The organism is Pseudomonas oryzihabitans NBRC 102199 (genome assembly GCF_000730625.1).
Taxonomy (GTDB): domain Bacteria; phylum Pseudomonadota; class Gammaproteobacteria; order Pseudomonadales; family Pseudomonadaceae; genus Chryseomonas; species Chryseomonas oryzihabitans.
The window spans coordinates 62,651-78,327 of the sequence record NZ_BBIT01000010.1; the positions used below are offsets into that span (position 1 = coordinate 62,651).

The 15,677-nt window shown below is 67.3% G+C and carries 16 protein-coding genes; 5 read left to right on the forward strand and 11 right to left on the reverse strand.

Going from position 1 to position 15,677, the window contains the following annotated elements; all coding sequences use genetic code 11:
- Nucleotides 1-21 precede the first annotated feature (21 nt).
- The 3 genes from holA (at nt 22) to POR01S_RS12975 (ending at nt 2,705) form a co-directional block, all read left to right on the forward strand.
- Entirely contained in the window at nt 22-1,059 is a 1,038-nt protein-coding gene (gene holA / locus POR01S_RS12965; RefSeq protein ID WP_042136278.1) for a DNA polymerase III subunit delta, read from the forward strand.
- Nucleotides 1,060-1,147: 88 nt separating this feature from the next.
- Nucleotides 1,148-1,309: an alternative ribosome rescue factor ArfA gene (gene arfA, locus POR01S_RS12970; RefSeq protein ID WP_007159657.1), complete on the forward strand. Its 162-nt coding sequence runs from the start codon at nt 1,148-1,150 to the stop codon at nt 1,307-1,309.
- Between the two features lie 73 nt (nt 1,310-1,382).
- Nucleotides 1,383-2,705, forward strand: a complete 1,323-nt coding sequence (locus POR01S_RS12975; RefSeq protein ID WP_042136280.1) for a lytic murein transglycosylase — start codon at nt 1,383-1,385, stop codon at nt 2,703-2,705.
- 46 nt (nt 2,706-2,751) lie between these two features.
- Here the strand turns inward: POR01S_RS12975 and POR01S_RS12980 are convergent, their stop codons facing one another.
- Entirely contained in the window at nt 2,752-3,654 is a 903-nt protein-coding gene (locus POR01S_RS12980; RefSeq protein ID WP_042136281.1) for a LysR family transcriptional regulator, read from the reverse strand.
- Between the two features lie 103 nt (nt 3,655-3,757).
- Between POR01S_RS12980 and POR01S_RS12985 the strand changes: the two genes are divergently transcribed.
- Both POR01S_RS12985 and pgm read left to right on the forward strand, forming a co-directional pair.
- Nucleotides 3,758-4,507: a sulfite exporter TauE/SafE family protein gene (locus POR01S_RS12985; RefSeq protein WP_081875214.1), complete on the forward strand. Its 750-nt coding sequence runs from the start codon at nt 3,758-3,760 to the stop codon at nt 4,505-4,507.
- A 159-nt stretch (nt 4,508-4,666) separates the two neighbouring features.
- A complete protein-coding gene (gene pgm, locus POR01S_RS12990) occupies nt 4,667-6,331 on the forward strand; it encodes a phosphoglucomutase (alpha-D-glucose-1,6-bisphosphate-dependent) (RefSeq protein WP_042136284.1) in 1,665 nt (554 codons plus the stop codon).
- A 136-nt stretch (nt 6,332-6,467) separates the two neighbouring features.
- On the opposite strand, the gene lipA is transcribed toward pgm, so the two are convergent.
- The 10 genes from lipA to rsfS all read right to left on the reverse strand — a co-directional run bounded on the left by lipA (nt 6,468) and on the right by rsfS (nt 15,672).
- Complete coding sequence (gene lipA, locus POR01S_RS12995) at nt 6,468-7,466, reverse strand: lipoyl synthase (RefSeq protein WP_017642509.1); 999 nt, start codon at nt 7,464-7,466, stop codon at nt 6,468-6,470.
- A 1-nt stretch (nt 7,467) separates the two neighbouring features.
- Entirely contained in the window at nt 7,468-8,124 is a 657-nt protein-coding gene (lipB, locus tag POR01S_RS13000) for a lipoyl(octanoyl) transferase LipB (RefSeq protein WP_007159661.1), read from the reverse strand.
- Entirely contained in the window at nt 8,124-8,399 is a 276-nt protein-coding gene (locus POR01S_RS13005) for a DUF493 domain-containing protein (RefSeq protein ID WP_007159662.1), read from the reverse strand. Before POR01S_RS13005 ends, lipB begins: the two co-directional genes overlap by 1 nt.
- A gap of 73 nt (nt 8,400-8,472) precedes the next feature.
- Nucleotides 8,473-9,633, reverse strand: coding sequence for a D-alanyl-D-alanine carboxypeptidase family protein (locus tag POR01S_RS13010; RefSeq protein ID WP_007159663.1), 1,161 nt, complete (start codon nt 9,631-9,633; stop codon nt 8,473-8,475).
- A 126-nt stretch (nt 9,634-9,759) separates the two neighbouring features.
- Nucleotides 9,760-10,749, reverse strand: coding sequence for a septal ring lytic transglycosylase RlpA family protein (locus tag POR01S_RS13015; RefSeq protein WP_037007194.1), 990 nt, complete (start codon nt 10,747-10,749; stop codon nt 9,760-9,762).
- Nucleotides 10,749-11,753 carry a lytic murein transglycosylase B gene (gene mltB, locus POR01S_RS13020; protein WP_371099744.1) on the reverse strand — a complete coding sequence of 335 codons (1,005 nt, stop codon included), beginning with the start codon at nt 11,751-11,753 and terminating at the stop codon, nt 10,749-10,751. Before mltB ends, POR01S_RS13015 begins: the two co-directional genes overlap by 1 nt.
- A 39-nt stretch (nt 11,754-11,792) precedes the next feature.
- Complete coding sequence (rodA, locus tag POR01S_RS13025) at nt 11,793-12,896, reverse strand: rod shape-determining protein RodA (RefSeq protein WP_085982634.1); 1,104 nt, start codon at nt 12,894-12,896, stop codon at nt 11,793-11,795.
- Between the two features lie 44 nt (nt 12,897-12,940).
- Nucleotides 12,941-14,836 (reverse strand): penicillin-binding protein 2, encoded by a 1,896-nt coding sequence (gene mrdA, locus POR01S_RS13030; RefSeq protein ID WP_042136287.1) that lies wholly within the window; start codon nt 14,834-14,836, stop codon nt 12,941-12,943.
- Between the two features lie 12 nt (nt 14,837-14,848).
- On the reverse strand, nt 14,849-15,316 hold the full coding sequence (gene rlmH / locus POR01S_RS13035; RefSeq protein WP_007159668.1) for a 23S rRNA (pseudouridine(1915)-N(3))-methyltransferase RlmH: 468 nt from the start codon (nt 15,314-15,316) through the stop codon (nt 14,849-14,851).
- A gap of 5 nt (nt 15,317-15,321) precedes the next feature.
- Nucleotides 15,322-15,672 (reverse strand): ribosome silencing factor, encoded by a 351-nt coding sequence (gene rsfS, locus POR01S_RS13040; RefSeq protein ID WP_042136289.1) that lies wholly within the window; start codon nt 15,670-15,672, stop codon nt 15,322-15,324.
- Nucleotides 15,673-15,677 lie beyond the last annotated feature (5 nt).

Below are 15,677 nucleotides of genomic sequence, written 5' to 3' on the forward strand. Positions count from 1 at the left end.
GGTTTGCCCTTCCGGTTCAGCATGAAACTCAACGCCAACCAGCTCGGCAAGCAGCTCCAGGGCTCGCTGGCCGCCGTCTATGCCGTCAGCGGCGACGAGCCGCTGCTCTGCCAGGAAGCCAGCGACGCCATTCGCGGCGCGGCCCGCGCCCAGGGCTTCGACGAGCGCGAGGTCTTCGACGTCGATGCCGGTTTCGACTGGGGTCGTCTCTATGAGGCCGGCGCCAGCCTCTCGCTGTTCGCCCAGAAGCGCATCCTCGAATTGCGCCTGCCCACCGGCAAGCCGGGCGACAAGGGCTCCGCCGCCCTGCTCGACTACCTGGCCCGCCCCGCCGAAGACACCCTGCTGCTGATCAGCCTGCCGCGCCTGGATGCCGCCGCCCAGAAGACCAAGTGGGCCAAGGCCCTGCTGGAGCACCCGCAGACGCAATTCGTGCAGATCTGGCCCGTGGAACTGGCGCAGCTGCCGCAGTGGATCAACCAGCGCCTGTCGCGCCTGGGGCTGGCGGCCACCCCCGAGGCGGTCGAACTGATCGCCGAGCGGGTGGAAGGCAATCTGCTGGCCGCGGCCCAGGAGATCGAAAAGCTCCGCCTGCTCATCGAAGGCTCCCAGGTGGATGCCGAGACCGTGCGCGCCTCGGTGGCCGACAGTGCCCGCTACGACGTCTTCGGCCTGCTGGACGCCGCCCTGGCAGGCGATGCGGAACATGCCCTGCGCATCCTCGAAGGCCTGCGCGGCGAAGGCGTGGAAGCCGCCGTAGTGCTCTGGGCCCTGGCCCGGGAGCTGCGCCTGCTGGCCAACCTCGCCCATCTGCAGGAAAGCGGCACGCCGCTGGAGCGCGCCTTCACCCAGGTCAAACCGCCGGTGTGGGACAAGCGGCGGCCGCTGGTCAGTCGGGCCCTGCAGCGCCAGGGTGCGCGCCGCCTGGAAGCCCTGCTGCGCGAAGCCCAGGTCGCCGACGAACAGATCAAGGGCCAGGCACCCGGCGAGGTCTGGCTGACCCTGGCCAGCCTGGCGCTGACGCTCGCCGGCAAGCGGCTGGCCCTGCCCAGGTCCTGACGCTGGCCGCGCCTTGCAATCCACGGCCCTTGCAATAGACTGGCGCGCCCCCATCAAGGGGGAGTCCCCAACCCTCGGAGCACGCACCATGGCCAAGAAATACAGCCGCGGCCCCAACAAGGCCAAGGTCCTCGTCAGCGATCCCCGATATCGCGCCCGCCAGGAAAAGCCTGCCAAGGGCAAAGGCAGCTACCGCCGCGAAGCCTTCTCGTTGCAAGACGAGAAGGCTTCGGTCTTTCTGGCCGCCTGAAAGCCGCGTCCAGACGCCAGCACCCGGGCCGTGCTAAGGTGAGTCTTCCTGCCTAGACGTCCGGTGGAGACAGATGCAATTCGGGAAAACCCGCGGATTCAAGACCGGCGGCCTCCTCGCCGGAACCCTGGTCACCCTGCTGACCGCCGCCCTGGCCGCCTGCGCCCAGACTCAGACGACGCCCTCCGCGGCGCCCTCTTCACCCTCCTCGTCCAAACCCGCGCCCGCGGCCAATGCCCCCGCCTCGGCGGCCGAGGCCATGCCACAGCCGGACGAAAGCTTCGAGCAATGGCGCAGTCGCTTTCGTACCCTGGCCCTGGGCCGGGGCATCTCGGCCGCCACCTTCGACCAGGCCTTCGCCGGCGTGCAACCCGATCCGGCGGTGATCGCCGCCGACCGCAGCCAGCCGGAATTCACCAAGCCGGTCTGGGAATACCTGGAATCCGCCGTGTCGCCGCTGCGGGTGCGCAACGGCAAGAGCCTGCTGATCCAGCAGGCCGGGCTGCTGGCCTCCCTGGAAGCCCGCTATGGCATCGAGCCCGCGCGCCTGGTGGCTTTCTGGGGCATGGAAAGCAACTACGGCAACAACATGGGCAACAAGGGCGTCATCCGTTCCCTGGCCACCCTCGCCTACGAAGGTCGCCGCCCGGACTTCGCCCAAGACCAGCTCATCGCCGCCCTCGGCATCCTGCAGCACGGCGACGTCACCGCCGACCGCATGATCGGCTCCTGGGCCGGCGCCATGGGCCAGACCCAGTTCATCCCCACCACCTACGACCAGTACGCGGTGGACTTCGACGGCGACGGTCGCCGCGACATCTGGGGCTCCACCGCCGATGCCCTGGCCTCCACCGCCAACTACCTCAAGGCCTCCGGCTGGCAGGACGGCAAGCCCTGGGGCTACGAGGTCCGGGTACCGGCCAATTTCGACTACAGCCTGGCCGACATGGGCGTGCGCAAGAGCCTGGCCGAGTGGAACGCCCTGGGCATCCAGGGCCTCGGCCTGCCGCAACCGGCCGCCCAGCCGAGCGACAGCGCCTCGCTGCTGCTGCCCGCCGGCCATCGCGGCCCGGCCTTCCTGGTGTTTAACAACTTCCGCACCATCCTCAAGTACAACAACTCCAGCTCCTATGCCCTGGGCGTGGCGCTGCTCTCGGAGCGCTATCGCGACGCCGGCCAGATCGCCGGCAGCTGGCCCACCGACGACCTGCCGCTGAGCCGCAGCGAGCGTGTGGAGCTGCAACAGCGCCTGGCCGCCCTGGGGCTCGACCCGGGCAGCGCCGACGGCATCATCGGCGCCAACACCCGCAAGGCCATCCGCGCCTACCAGCAGTCCCAGGGCTGGCCTGCCGACGGCTATCCCAACCATCAGCTGCTGGACAAGCTGCGCGGCTAGGGCCTGACGACGCCCCTTATCCACACGTGGAAAGGGGCGTCCGCCGTCAGCCCTGGCGCGCCACCTCCCCCACCAGCGCCTCCAGCAGAGCTGTCGCCGCCGGCGCCAGCTCCGCGAAGTCCCGGCAACCCACCACCAGGTCACGACGCGCCCAGGCGTCCTTCAGCGGATGACGGGCCAGCGCCAGGCCCGGTCCTGCGCGGAGCAGACTCGCGGCCGGCAGGATGGCCACACCCAGGCCACGGGCGACCAGGGCACAGGCCTGGATCGCACTCGGCACCCGGATACGGATCGCCAGCTCCCGCCCCCATTGCGCGGCCTGGGCTTCCACATGCAGTTGCAAAGCATTGCCGCGGGACAGACCGACAAAGGGCTGCTCGAGCAGATCGGCGAAGTCGACCGCCTCGCCGTCCTCGAGCCTCAGGCGACCCGGCGCCGTGACCAGCACCAGGGGATCCGTCCGGAATGGCCGGACCTGTAGCCCTTCCAGCCCCGGCGCCGCGACGAAGATCCCCAGGTCGGCACGCCCCTCACGCAGCGCCAGCACGATACGCGGGCTGGGCAGCTCCTCGACGTCCACGTCCACCCGGGGCTGCGCCTGGAGGAAATCGGCCAGGGGCGCATCAAGGTGCTCCATCACCGCGGCGCCATTGGCCAGCAGCCGTACCCGCGTGCGGCTGTCCGCCTCGGCGCCAGCGAGGTCCTGGTCCATGTCCTCCAGTCGCTGCAGGATCGCCCGGGCATGGCGCTCCAGGGTCAGACCGGCCGGGGTGGGGCGTACCCCACGCGCATGGCGGATCAGCAGCGGCGTACCCAGGCTGTCTTCCAGGGCCTTGATGCGGGCACTGGCGGAAGGCAGCGCCAGGTGGCTCCGTTCGGCGCCCAGGGTGATGCTGCGCGCCGCCACGACATGGAGAAACAGACGCAGGTCGAGCAGGTCATAGCGCATCGCCGCAGAGCCTCTGTGCCGACCGTAGGCAGCCTTCGCCAATCCCGGCTTCTCACCTGCGGTCCTGGACGCCATGGTAACCCCTCCACCCGCGGAGACGACCATGACCCTGCTGCTCTGTATCCTGATCTTCGTGCTCGCGGGGCTGACCAAGGGCGTGCTGGGCCTGGGCCTGCCCACCGTGGCCATGAGCCTGCTGGCGCTGCTGATGACGCCGGCCGAAGCCGCCGCCCTGCTGCTGATTCCCTCGCTGCTCACCAACGTCTGGCAATGCTGCGCCGGCCCCTCGCCCTGGCCGACGTTCACGCGCCTGTTGCCGCTGCAACTGGCCCTGGTGCCCGGCACCCTGCTCAGCATACCGTTGCTGACCGGAGGCGATGGCGCCGGACTCGCCGCTGCGCTGGGCGCGGTGCTGGTCGCCTATGGCCTGGTCGGCTGGACGGGCTGGCGCCTGCCCGCGCCTGGTCGTCATGAGGGCAAGGTCGCTCCGCTGGTGGGTTTCGTCACGGGTCTGATCACCGGCATGACCGGGGTCTTCGTGCTGCCGGCGGTGCCCTATCTGCAGAGTCTGGCGCTGGACAGGGAACAGCTGATCGAGGCCCTGGGCCTGACCTTCACCGTCGCCACCCTGGCCCTGCTGATGGGCCTCTGGTGGCAGGACGCCCTGGCGGTCGAGCGCCTGAGGGCTTCCAGTCTGCTGCTGCTACCGGCCCTCCTGGGCATGGCGCTGGGCCAGCGCCTGCGCCAGCGTCTCGATGAACGCCTGTTCCGCCGCCTGTTCTTTGGAGGATTGCTGCTGTTGGGCGCCTACGCCGTCCTGCATTATCTGCTGCGCCTGGGCTATCTTGGCTGAACCCGTCACAGCGCTGTCAGGTTCAGCCGGTGTAGGCTGCACCTTCGACGGGCAGCACGGTCTATGGGCGTAATCTAATGGTCGCCGCGCCGCGCTGCCCATTCAGAACCGGCCTTGTGCCTGACCGCTGCCTCTTTCCGACGTATACAGGACGCTTTCATGACGCTCGCTCCCAATGCAGGACGCCTTCCCGACGAGAACACCCTGACCCACCTGCCGCGCCTGGTGGCACGCTACTACAGCGATCGCCCCGACCCCAGCGATCCGGGTCAGCAGGTCGCCTTCGGCACCTCCGGGCACCGCGGCTCCTCGCTCAAGGGCAGCTTCAACGAGTGGCACATCCTCGCCATCACCCAGGCCATCTGCGAATACCGCAATGCCCAGGGCGTCGACGGCCCGCTGTTCATGGGCATGGACACCCACGCGCTGTCCGAACCGGCCTTCATCTCCGCCCTGGAAGTGCTCGCCGCCAACGGCGTGGAGGTCCGTATCGACGCCGGCTGCGCCGAGACCCACGGCGAACCGGGCTATACCCCTACCCCGGCACTGTCCAACGCCATCCTCGAATACAACGCCGGCCGCAGCTCGGGCCTGGCCGACGGCATCGTCATCACCCCGTCGCACAATCCGCCGGCCGATGGCGGCTTCAAGTACAACCCCACCAATGGCGGCCCGGCCGACACCAACGTCACCAAGAGTATCCAGGATCGCGCCAATGCCCTGCTGGTGGCCGGCCTGGAAGGCGTCAAGCGGATGGATTACCGCCAGGCGCTCAAGGCCGCCACCACCCATGAATTCGATTTCCTCGACAGCTATGTCGGCGGCCTGGGCCAGGTCATCGACCTGGACGCCATCCGCGGCTCCGGCCTGACCTTTGGCGTCGATCCCCTGGGCGGTGCCGGGGTACATTACTGGCCGCGCATCGCCGAGCGCTATGGCCTGCCGCTGGAGGTGCTGTCGACCCGCGTCGACCAGACCTTCCGCTTCATGCGCCTGGACTGGGACGGCAAGATCCGCATGGACTGCAGCTCGCCCCACGCCATGGCCGGCCTGATCGAGAACAAGGACAGATTCGACGTGTCCTTCGCCTGCGATACCGACCATGACCGCCACGGCATCGTCGCCCGCTCGGTGGGCCTGCTCAATCCCAACCACTACCTGGCGGTGGCCATCGAATACCTCTTCACCCACCGCCCGCAGTGGAGCCAGCAGGCCGGCATCGGCAAGACCCTGGTGTCCTCCTCGATGATCGACCGCGTGGCCCAGGGCATCGGCCGCCAGGTGGTGGAAGTGCCGGTAGGCTTCAAGTGGTTCGTCGACGGCCTGCTGGATGGCAGCCTGGGCTTCGGTGGCGAGGAATCCGCCGGGGCCTCCTTCCTGCGCAAGGCCGGTGGCGCCTGGTCCACCGACAAGGACGGCATCATCCTCGGCCTGCTGGCCGCGGAAATCACCGCCGTGACCGGCAAGGACCCGGGTGAGCGCTACCAGGCCCTGACCGAGCGCTTCGGCGCTCCGGTCTACCAGCGCATCGACGCCGCCGCCGACCGCGAGCAGAAGGCTCGGCTGAGCAAGCTCTCCGCCGCCCAGGTCACCGCCAAGGAGCTGGCCGGCCAGCCGATCACCGCCATCCTCACCGAGGCCCCCGGCAACGGCGCCGCCATCGGTGGCCTCAAGGTGGTCACCGAGAACGGCTGGTTCGCCGCTCGCCCCTCCGGTACCGAAGACGTCTACAAGATCTACGCCGAGAGCTTCGAGGGCGAAGCCCATCTGGGGCGTATCCAGGAAGAAGCCAAGGCGCTGGTGGATGGCGTGCTGCGCGGGTAACGGGACTCTCCCCTCACCCCAACCCTCTCCCGAAGGGAGAGGGGGCTAGACGCGGATCGGAGTGGGGCTAGAGATTCCGCCTCCAACATGAAAAAGGGCAGCCACGGGGCTGCCCTTTTTCATGACGACGCCAGGATCAGTTGATCTTGGTGCCGTGCGCCTGCTGGTCGGCGTGGTAGGACGAACGTACCAGGGGACCGGAGGCGACGTTCTTGAAGCCCATCTTCGCGCCTTCCTCGGCGTACCAGGCGAAGGTATCCGGGTGGACGAAGCGTTGCACCGGCAGGTGGTTGCGCGAGGGCTGCAGGTACTGGCCGAGGGTCAGCATGTCGATCTCGTGCTCGCGCATGCGCTGCATGACCTCGATGACTTCCTCGTCGGTCTCGCCCAGGCCCAGCATCAGACCGGACTTGGTCGGCACGTGGGGCACGCGCTTCTTGAAGTTCTGCAGCAGGTCCAGCGACCACTCGAAGTCCGAACCCGGGCGCGCGGCCTTGTACAGGCGCGGGACGGTCTCCAGGTTGTGGTTGAAGACATCCGGCGGCTCTTGCTCGGTGATGGCCAGGGCGACATCCATGCGACCGCGATAGTCCGGCACCAGGGTCTCCAGCTGGATGCCGGGGGTCAGCTTGCGGATCTCGCGCAGGCAGTCGACGAAGTGCTGGGCACCGCCGTCACGCAGGTCGTCGCGGTCCACCGAGGTGATCACCACGTACTTCAGACCCAGGTCGGCGATGGCCACCGCCAGGTTCTTCGGCTCGTCCACGTCCAGCGGCTTCGGCCGACCGTGGCCGACGTCGCAGAAGGGGCAGCGACGGGTGCAGATGTCACCCATGATCATGAAGGTGGCGGTGCCACCGGAGAAGCACTCGCCCAGGTTGGGGCAGGACGCCTCTTCGCAGACACTGTGCAGCTTGTGCTTGCGCAGCAGCTGCTTGATGCGCTCGACCTCGGGGGTGACCGGGATGCGCACGCGGATCCAGTCCGGCTTGCGCGGCAGCTCTTCGGTGGGAATGATCTTTACCGGGATGCGCGCGACCTTTTCGGCGCCGCGCAACTTGACGCCGGCTTCCACCTTGTTGGGGCGGGCGGGCGGGGTAAGGGTCTGGACGCTGTCTTGTACTGTAGTGGTCATGTCAATCCGATTCCAGGGTGATCGGTTCGGGGTAGCCCAGGCGCAGACTCAGGTGACGCACCAGAGACTCGCGGACCTCGTCGAAAGCTAGTGGCCCGGTCACCAGATCGCGGAGCTGGGTCATGGCCAGGCCGGCATAACCGCAGGGGTTGATCCGGCGGAAGGGTGCCAGATCCATGTCAACATTGAGCGCCAGGCCGTGGAAGGACCGGCCATTGCGGATGCGCAGACCGAGGGAGGCGATCTTGGCTCCGTCCACGTAGACACCCGGCGCATCGGCTCGGGCCGCGGCCTGCACGCCCCAGTCGGCGAGCAGCGCGATCAGGCTGTCTTCCATGGCGCTGACCAATTCTCGCACGCCCAGGCCCTTGCGGCGAACATCCAGCAGCACATAGGCGATGAGCTGACCGGGACCATGGTACGTGACCTGGCCGCCGCGATCGACCTGCACCACCGGAATGTCGCCCACGGCGAGCAGGTGCTCGGGCTTGCCGGCCTGGCCCTGGGTGAAGACCGCAGGGTGCTGCAGCAGCCAGAGTTCGTCGGGAGTGGCCGGGCCGCGTTCATCGGTGAAGCGGCGCATGGCCTCCAGGGTCGCCTCGTAGGGCCTCAGGCCCCAGCGGCGCACGCCCAGGCTGGCCGGGGCGGGAGTGGTCATCAGATCACCATGTGCACGCGGCCGGTGGCGCGCAGGTCCTGGTGGATGGCCTGCAGCTGGTCCACGCCGGTGGCGGTGATGAGCACCTGCACGGAGAGGAAGCGGCCGTTGCGACTGTCGCGGGTCACCAGGGTGCCGCGATCCAGATCCGGGGCATGGCGCTGGACGGTGTCGAGCACCAGCTCGGCGAAATCGGCACCGGCGTCGCCGATCACCTTGATCGGATAGCGCGGGCAGGGAAATTCGATCTTGGGGGGTTTAACGTCTTCGGTCATGCGGACTTCCAGGCCGAGCTCTGTCGGCAGGGGGTGAAAGGCCCGCAGATGCGGGCCTTTCCAGGGTGACGGATCAGTTGAACAATCCGTAGAAGAACAGGCGAATGCTATCCCACAGGCGACGGAAGAGGCCACCCTCCTCGACCGGCTGCAGCGCGACCAGGTCGGCGGTGTGCACCACCTTGTCATCCAGCTTCACCTCGACCTTGCCGATCACCTGGCCCTGGGCGATGGGCGCGATCAGCTGCGGGTTGAGCACCATCTCGGCGTGCAGCTTCTTGGCCTGACCGCGCGGCAGGGTCATGGTCAGGTCGTTGGCCAGACCGGCCTGGACTTCGCGGCTGTCACCCTTCCATACCGGCGCCTTGGCCAGCTCGGTGCCCTTCTTGTAGAAGGACTGGGTCTCGAAGAAGCGGAAACCGTAGGTCAGCAGCTTCTGGGTCTCGGCGGCGCGGGCCTGTTCGCTGTTGGTGCCGAAGACCACGGCGACCAGACGCATGCCGTCGCGCACGGCCGAGGCCACCAGGCAGTAGCCGGCTTCGTCGGTGTGGCCGGTCTTCAGGCCGTCGACGGTCTTGTCGCGCCACAGCAAGAGGTTGCGGTTGGGCTGCTTGATGTTGTTCCAGAAGAATTCCTTCTGGGAGTAGATGGCGTAGTGCTGGGCATCGGCGTTGATGATGGCGCGCGCCAGGATCGCCATGTCGTGGGCCGAGGAATAGTGATTCGGATCCGGCAGGCCGGTGGCGTCCATGAAGTGGGTGTTCTGCATGCCCAGCTTCTGCGCGGTGGTGTTCATCATGTCGGCGAAGGCGTCTTCGCTGCCGGCGATGTGCTCGGCCAGGGCGACGCTGGCGTCGTTGCCGGACTGGATGATGATGCCGTGCAGCAGGTCACCGACCGACACCTGGGTGCCGACCTTGATGAACATCCGCGAACCGCCGGTACGCCAGGCGTGCTCGCTAACGGTGACCATGTCCGATTCCTTGATGCGACCCCGGTTGATTTCCAGGGTGGCGATGTAGGCGGTCATCAGCTTGGTCAGGCTGGCCGGCGGCAGGCGCTGGTCGGAGTTGGATTCGGTGAGCACGGCGCCGCTGTTGGCATCCATGAGAATCCAGGCCTTGGCGGCCAGCTGGGGCGCCGCCGGAACCATTGTCTCGGCCGCCCAGACGGCCGGGACACAGGCGATCGTTACTAGGAGGAGCAGGCGTCGAGCGAGTTTTGCGATTGTCATCCGAATCTCTGAAAGGTTGGGGTATGGCAGGAGCAGCGGACCCAGACCGCACGGTCCACGGCGATCCGCGCGAGGCGGATCACGACGGCTGGGGCCGGCGACTGGGCGTCATGAAGCATCCCTGCTTCAATCCGGTTGCACGAGAGACGCCTGACCCAGGCGGGCCACGCGTACACTGTTCTGGAGCTGGGAAACCTCAGCCGGCTGGACCGGTCCGAGGCGGACCCGATGCAAGGTCTGCTGGTTGCGCACCGTCGAACTGATGAACACCGGGGCACCGGTCAGGTCGCTGAGCTTGTCCTTGAGCAATTCCGCAGCGTCCGGATTGGCGAAGGCCGCCACCTGCAGATAGAGCCCAGCGGCTGGGACAGAAACGTTTTTTTTTGCGTCGACGGCCGCGGGCGTCACCGGCTCGGCGTGCTGGTTGACCGGTGGCGTATAGGTCTCGATGGCGCCGAAGGTCTGGGTCTCGGTGGTCTTCTGGGCCACCGGCGCCTGGCGCGGCTGGGCCAGTACCATGGGCACCGCCTGGCCGCGCTGGGCCCAGTACTGCTGCGGATCTATGCCTTCGACGCTGACCCGGGCGGTGCCGATCTCGGCGTAGCCGAGCTTCTTGGCCGCGGCAAAGGACAGGTCGATGACCCGGTCGGAATAGAAGGGGCCGCGGTCGTTGACGCGCAGGATCACACTGCGGCCGTTGTCCAGGTTGGTGACCCGCACGTAGCTGGGCAGCGGCAGGGTCTTGTGCGCCGCGGTCATGCCATAGAGGTCGTAGGTCTCGCCGTTGGCGGTGGCCTGACCGTGGAACTTGGTGCCGTACCAGGACGCGGTGCCGGTCACGCGGTAGTTGCGCGAATCGGTCAGCGGGAAATAGGTCTTGCCCAGCACGGTGTAGGGATTGTTCTTCAGCGGCCCGTTGTAGGGCATGGGCACGGCGTCGGGAATGCGGCTGACGTCCACGTCCCACCAGGGCGCGCCGTCACGGTGCGGACGCAGGTAGCCACCCGGTCCGGCCACGCCCTTGCTGGTCGGCTTGGGCGCCTGGCTGGAACAGCTCACCAGCAGCAGGCCGAGGCCCAGGCAACCGGCCAGGCGCGCCAGGGCAGTCAGGCGCATCACGGCTTGGCACCCTCGGCGGCATGGCGCTCGGCGATGGCATTGGCCAGATCGGTCACAGCCATGGCGTACATGACGCTGCGGTTGTATCGGGTAATGGCGTAGAAATTGGGCAGGCCCATCCAGTACTCCGGTCCCTTGTCTCCGTCGAGGCGGAACGAGGTTACACGCAAATCGTCACGCAGGGCAGGGTCTTGGGCGTTCCAGCCCAGGGCGCGCAACTCGGCGACGCTCTTGACCGGCTCGATGCCGGCCACCACGCCCTCCTCCACCCGCTCGCCGCTGACCTGGGCGCGAATGGCGGTGGGACCGCGCCCGGACCAGCCGTGGCGCTTGAAGTAGTTGGCCACGCTGCCGATGGCGTCGGTGGGATCGGACCAGATGTTGATGTGGCCGTCGCCGTCGAAGTCCACCGCATAGGCGCGGAAGCTGCCCGGCATGAATTGCGGCAGGCCCATGGCGCCGGCATAGGAACCGGTCAGGCTGAGCGGATCGACCTGCTGCTCGCGGGCCAGCAGCAGGAATTCGCGCAGCTGGCTACGGAAGAAGGGCGCGCGCGGCGGATAGTCGAAGGCCAGGGTCGATAGCGCATCCAGCACCCGGTAGTTGCCGGTGTTGCGGCCGTAGAAGGTTTCCACGCCGATGATGGCGACGATGAACTGGGCCGGCACGTCGTATTCACGCTCGGCGCGGGCCAGCGCCTCTTCGTGGGCCTTCCAGAAGTCGACGCCCTGGGCGATGCGCCGATCGGTGATGAAGATGGGGCGGTATTCGCTCCAGGGCTTGACCCGCTCGGCCGGTCGCGAGATGGCGTCGAGGATGGCCTGCTTGCGCTCGACCTCGCCGAACAGCGCCTGCAGCTGTTCCGGGGCGAAGCCATAGCTCTGACTCATCTCGGCGATGAAGTCGCGCGTCAGCGGTGCCGCGTCGTAGTCACCCGCGACGACGCCGGTCGTCACGCCCATCGCACCCGCGAGCCCCAGGCTCAGCAGGCAGCGACGCATCCATCCCATTGTCGGCATCTAACCCTTCTTTGTTGCGTGTTAAACCTGGGCGATCCACTTGCGGTGCGTGTGGATCGACATCAAAACTCCGAACCCGGTGAACAAGGTGACCACCGAGGTGCCGCCATAGCTGATGAATGGCAGCGGTACGCCCACCACGGGGAGCAGGCCGCTGACCATGCCGATGTTGACGAAGACATAGACGAAGAAGGTCATGGTCACGCCGCCGGCGAGCAACTTGCCGAACAACGTCTGGGCCTGCACCGTGATGGTCAGGCCGCGACCGATGAGCAGCAGATAGAGCACCAGCAGCAGGCAGACGCCGACCATGCCGAACTCTTCGCCGAGGACGGCAATGATAAAGTCCGTGTGACTTTCCGGCAAAAAATCCAGATGAGACTGGGTACCCAGCAGCCAGCCCTTGCCGAACACCCCGCCCGAGCCGATGGCGGCCTTGGACTGGATGATGTTCCAGCCGGCGCCCAGGGGGTCCATCTCCGGGTCGAGGAAGGTCAGGATCCGGCGCTTCTGGTAGTCGTGCAGGACAAAGAACCACATGGCCACCGCCAGGGGCACCGCGGCGCTCACCGCGCCGATCAGCCAGCGCCACTGCAGGCCGCCGACGAACAGCACGAAGCCGCCCGAGGCCAGTACCAGCATGGCGGTGCCGAGATCGGGCTGGTCGAGGATCAGCACGAAGGGCACCACCACCAGCGACAGGCTGATGACGCTGTGCTTGAAGTTGGGCGGCAGGCTGCGCTTGGACAGGTACCAGGCCATCATCATGGGCATCAGGAGCTTCATGAATTCCGACGGCTGGAAGCGGATGACCCCGGGAATGTTGATCCAGCGGGTGGCGCCCATGGCGTTGTGGCCCATGACGTCCACCACCACCAGCAGGGCCACGCCGATCACGTAGCCCAGGGGCACCCAGCGCGCCATGAAGCGCGGTTCGAGCTGGGCGACGACGGCCATGGCCACCAGGCCGAGGCCGAAGGAGCTGGCCTGCTTGAACAGCAGGTCGAGATTGCGGCCACCCGCGGAATAGAGGACGAACAGGCCGGTCGCCCCCAGCATCAGCAGCAGGATCAGCAAGGGGCCGTCGATGTGCAGGCGCTGCAGCAGGGTGGCGCGCCGCTTCATCACGTCCCCTTCGGGGATGGTGCGATCGAAGTTGGGAGCAAGACTCATGGCTGCACCTTGGTCGCGGCGGCGGTAGTCGGCTTGGCGTACTCGGCCTTGAGATGGCCCTGGTCATCGAGCAGCCAGGCGTCGAGCACCTGACGCGCGACCGGTCCGGCCACGGCGCCACCCGACTCACCGTTCTCGACCATCACCGCCACGGCGATCTGCGGATTGTCCACTGGGGCGAAGGCGACGAACAGGGCGTGGTCGCGGTGGCGCTCCTTGAGCGCGGCCGAGTTGTACTTCTCGTTCTGGCGAATGGCGACCACCTGGGCGGTACCGCTCTTGCCGGCGATGCGGTATTGGGCACCGACGTTGAGCTTGTGGGCGGTGCCGCGCGGATTCTGCACCACCATTTCCATGCCGTGGATGGCCCTGTCCCAGTAGCTCGGATCCTTGAGGTCGATGTCGGGCATGGGATTGGGATCCGCCGGCGGCTGGCCGTCGAGGGTCTTGGCCAGGTGCGGCCGGATCCACTGGCCATGGCTGGCGATCAGCGAGGTGACCTGAGCCAGTTGCAGCGGAGTCACCTGCATGTAGCCCTGGCCGATCCCGAGGATCAGCGTCTCGCCGGGGAACCAGGCCTGGCGGCGGGTGGCGCGCTTCCACTGGCGCGACGGCATCAGCCCCGGCGCTTCCTCGAACATGTCCAGGGCAACCTTCTGGCCGAGGCCGAACTTGCCCATGTACTCGGAGAGGCGATCGATGCCGATCTTGTGGGCGAGGTCATAGAAGTAGGTGTCGTTGGACCTCATCAGCGCCGTATCCATGTCCACGTAGCCGTCGCCGCCGTGGTTCCAGTTGCGGTACTTGTGATCGTAGTTGGGCAGTTCGTAGTAGCCCGGATCGAAGACCCTGGCCTGGGGCGTGGTGGCGCCGGTGTCGAGACCGGCGATGGCCACCGCCGGCTTGATGGTCGAACCGGGCGGATAGAGGCCGCGCAGCACCCGGTTGTAGAGCGGGCGATCGATGGAATCGCGCAGCTCGGAATATTCCTTGAAGCTGATCCCGGTCACGAAGGGATTGGGGTCGTAGCTCGGCTGGCTGACCATGGCCAGCACCTCGCCGGTCTTGGGCTGGATGGCGACGATGGCCCCGCGACGTCCGCCCAGGGCGGCTTCGGCGGCGGCCTGCAGCCGCGAGTCGATGGTCAGGACGATGTCCTTGCCCGGCTTGGGGTCGGTGCGATTGAGCACCCGCAGGACCCGGCCCCGGGCGTTGGTCTCGACCTCTTCGTAGCCCACCTCGCCGTGCAGTTCGGGCTCGTAGAAGCGCTCCACGCCGGTCTTGCCGATGTGGTGGGTGCCGCTGTAGTTGACCGGATCCAGGCGCTTGAGCTCCTGTTCGTTGATCCGCCCGACATAGCCCACCGAATGGGCGAAGTGCTCACCCATGGGATAGTGGCGCACCAGCTGCGCCGTCACCTCGACCCCGGGCAGGCGGAACTGGTTGACGGCGATCTTGGCGATCTGCTCCTCGGTCAGCTCGAACAGCACCGGCACCGGCTCGAACGGCCGTCGCCCCTGCTTCATGCGCTTCTCGAAGAGTTCGCGGTCTTCCTCGGTCAGCCCCAGCACCTGCACCAGGGTATCTAGGGTCTGCCGCCAGTTGTCGGCCCGCTCCCGGGTGATGGTCAGGCTGAAGCTGGGGCGGTTGTCGGCGACGATGATGCCGTTGCGGTCGTAGATCAGGCCGCGGGTGGGCGGGATCGGCTGGACATGGACCCGGTTGTTTTCCGACAGGGTCGAGTGGTAGTCGTGTTGGATGACCTGCAGGTAGTACATGCGCGCCACCAGTACGCAGGCGAGCACGAGAAAGAGCACCGCCCCGACGGTCACGCGGGCGCGGACGAGCTGGGCGTCTTTCTCGTGGTCCTTGAGGCGTATGGGTTGCGACATCGCAGGTACGGACTACTTGTGATACGGATGGCCGGCCAGTACGGTCCAGGCGCGATAGAGCTGCTCACCGACGAGGATGCGCACCAGCGGATGCGGCAGGGTCAGCGGCGAGAGCGACCAGCGCTGTTCGCTGCGCGCCTGCACCTCGGGAGCGAGACCCTCGGGACCGCCGACCATGAGGTTGACGGTCCGGGCTTCCAGGCGCCACTGCTGGAGTGTTTCAGCCAGTTGCTCGGTGCTCCAGGGCTTGCCGGTGACCTCCAGGGTCACCACGCGCTCGCCCGGCTGCACCTTGGCCAGCATGGCCTCACCCTCCTGGCGGATCAGCCGGGCGACATCGGCGTTCTTGCCCCGGGTCTGCAGCGGGATCTCGACGAGTTCCAGCGGCAGTTCCGGCGGCAGACGCTTGACGTACTCGTGCCAGCCCTCTTCGACCCAGCGCGGCATGCGCGAGCCGACGGCGATGAGACGCAGGCGCACCGGGCTTATTCGCCGTGGGCGGCGCGGCTCTGCTCGGCACCGCGCCAGAGGCGCTCGAGGTCATAGAACTCGCGGGTGGTCGGCAGCATCACGTGGACGACCACGTCGCCCAGGTCCAGCAGCGCCCATTCGCCGCCTTCCAGGCCTTCGCTGCCCAGCGGGCGCACGCCCTGATGCTTGACCTTTTCCAGCACGTTGTCGGCCAGCGACTTGACGTGGCGGCTGGAGGTGCCGCTGGCGATGACCATGATGTCGGTCACGCTGGTCTTTTCCCGCACGTCCAGGGAGATGATGTCCTGGGCCTTCATGTCTTCCAGGGCGGCGATGGCCACCTGGACGAGTTGTTCGCTTTGCATGGTGT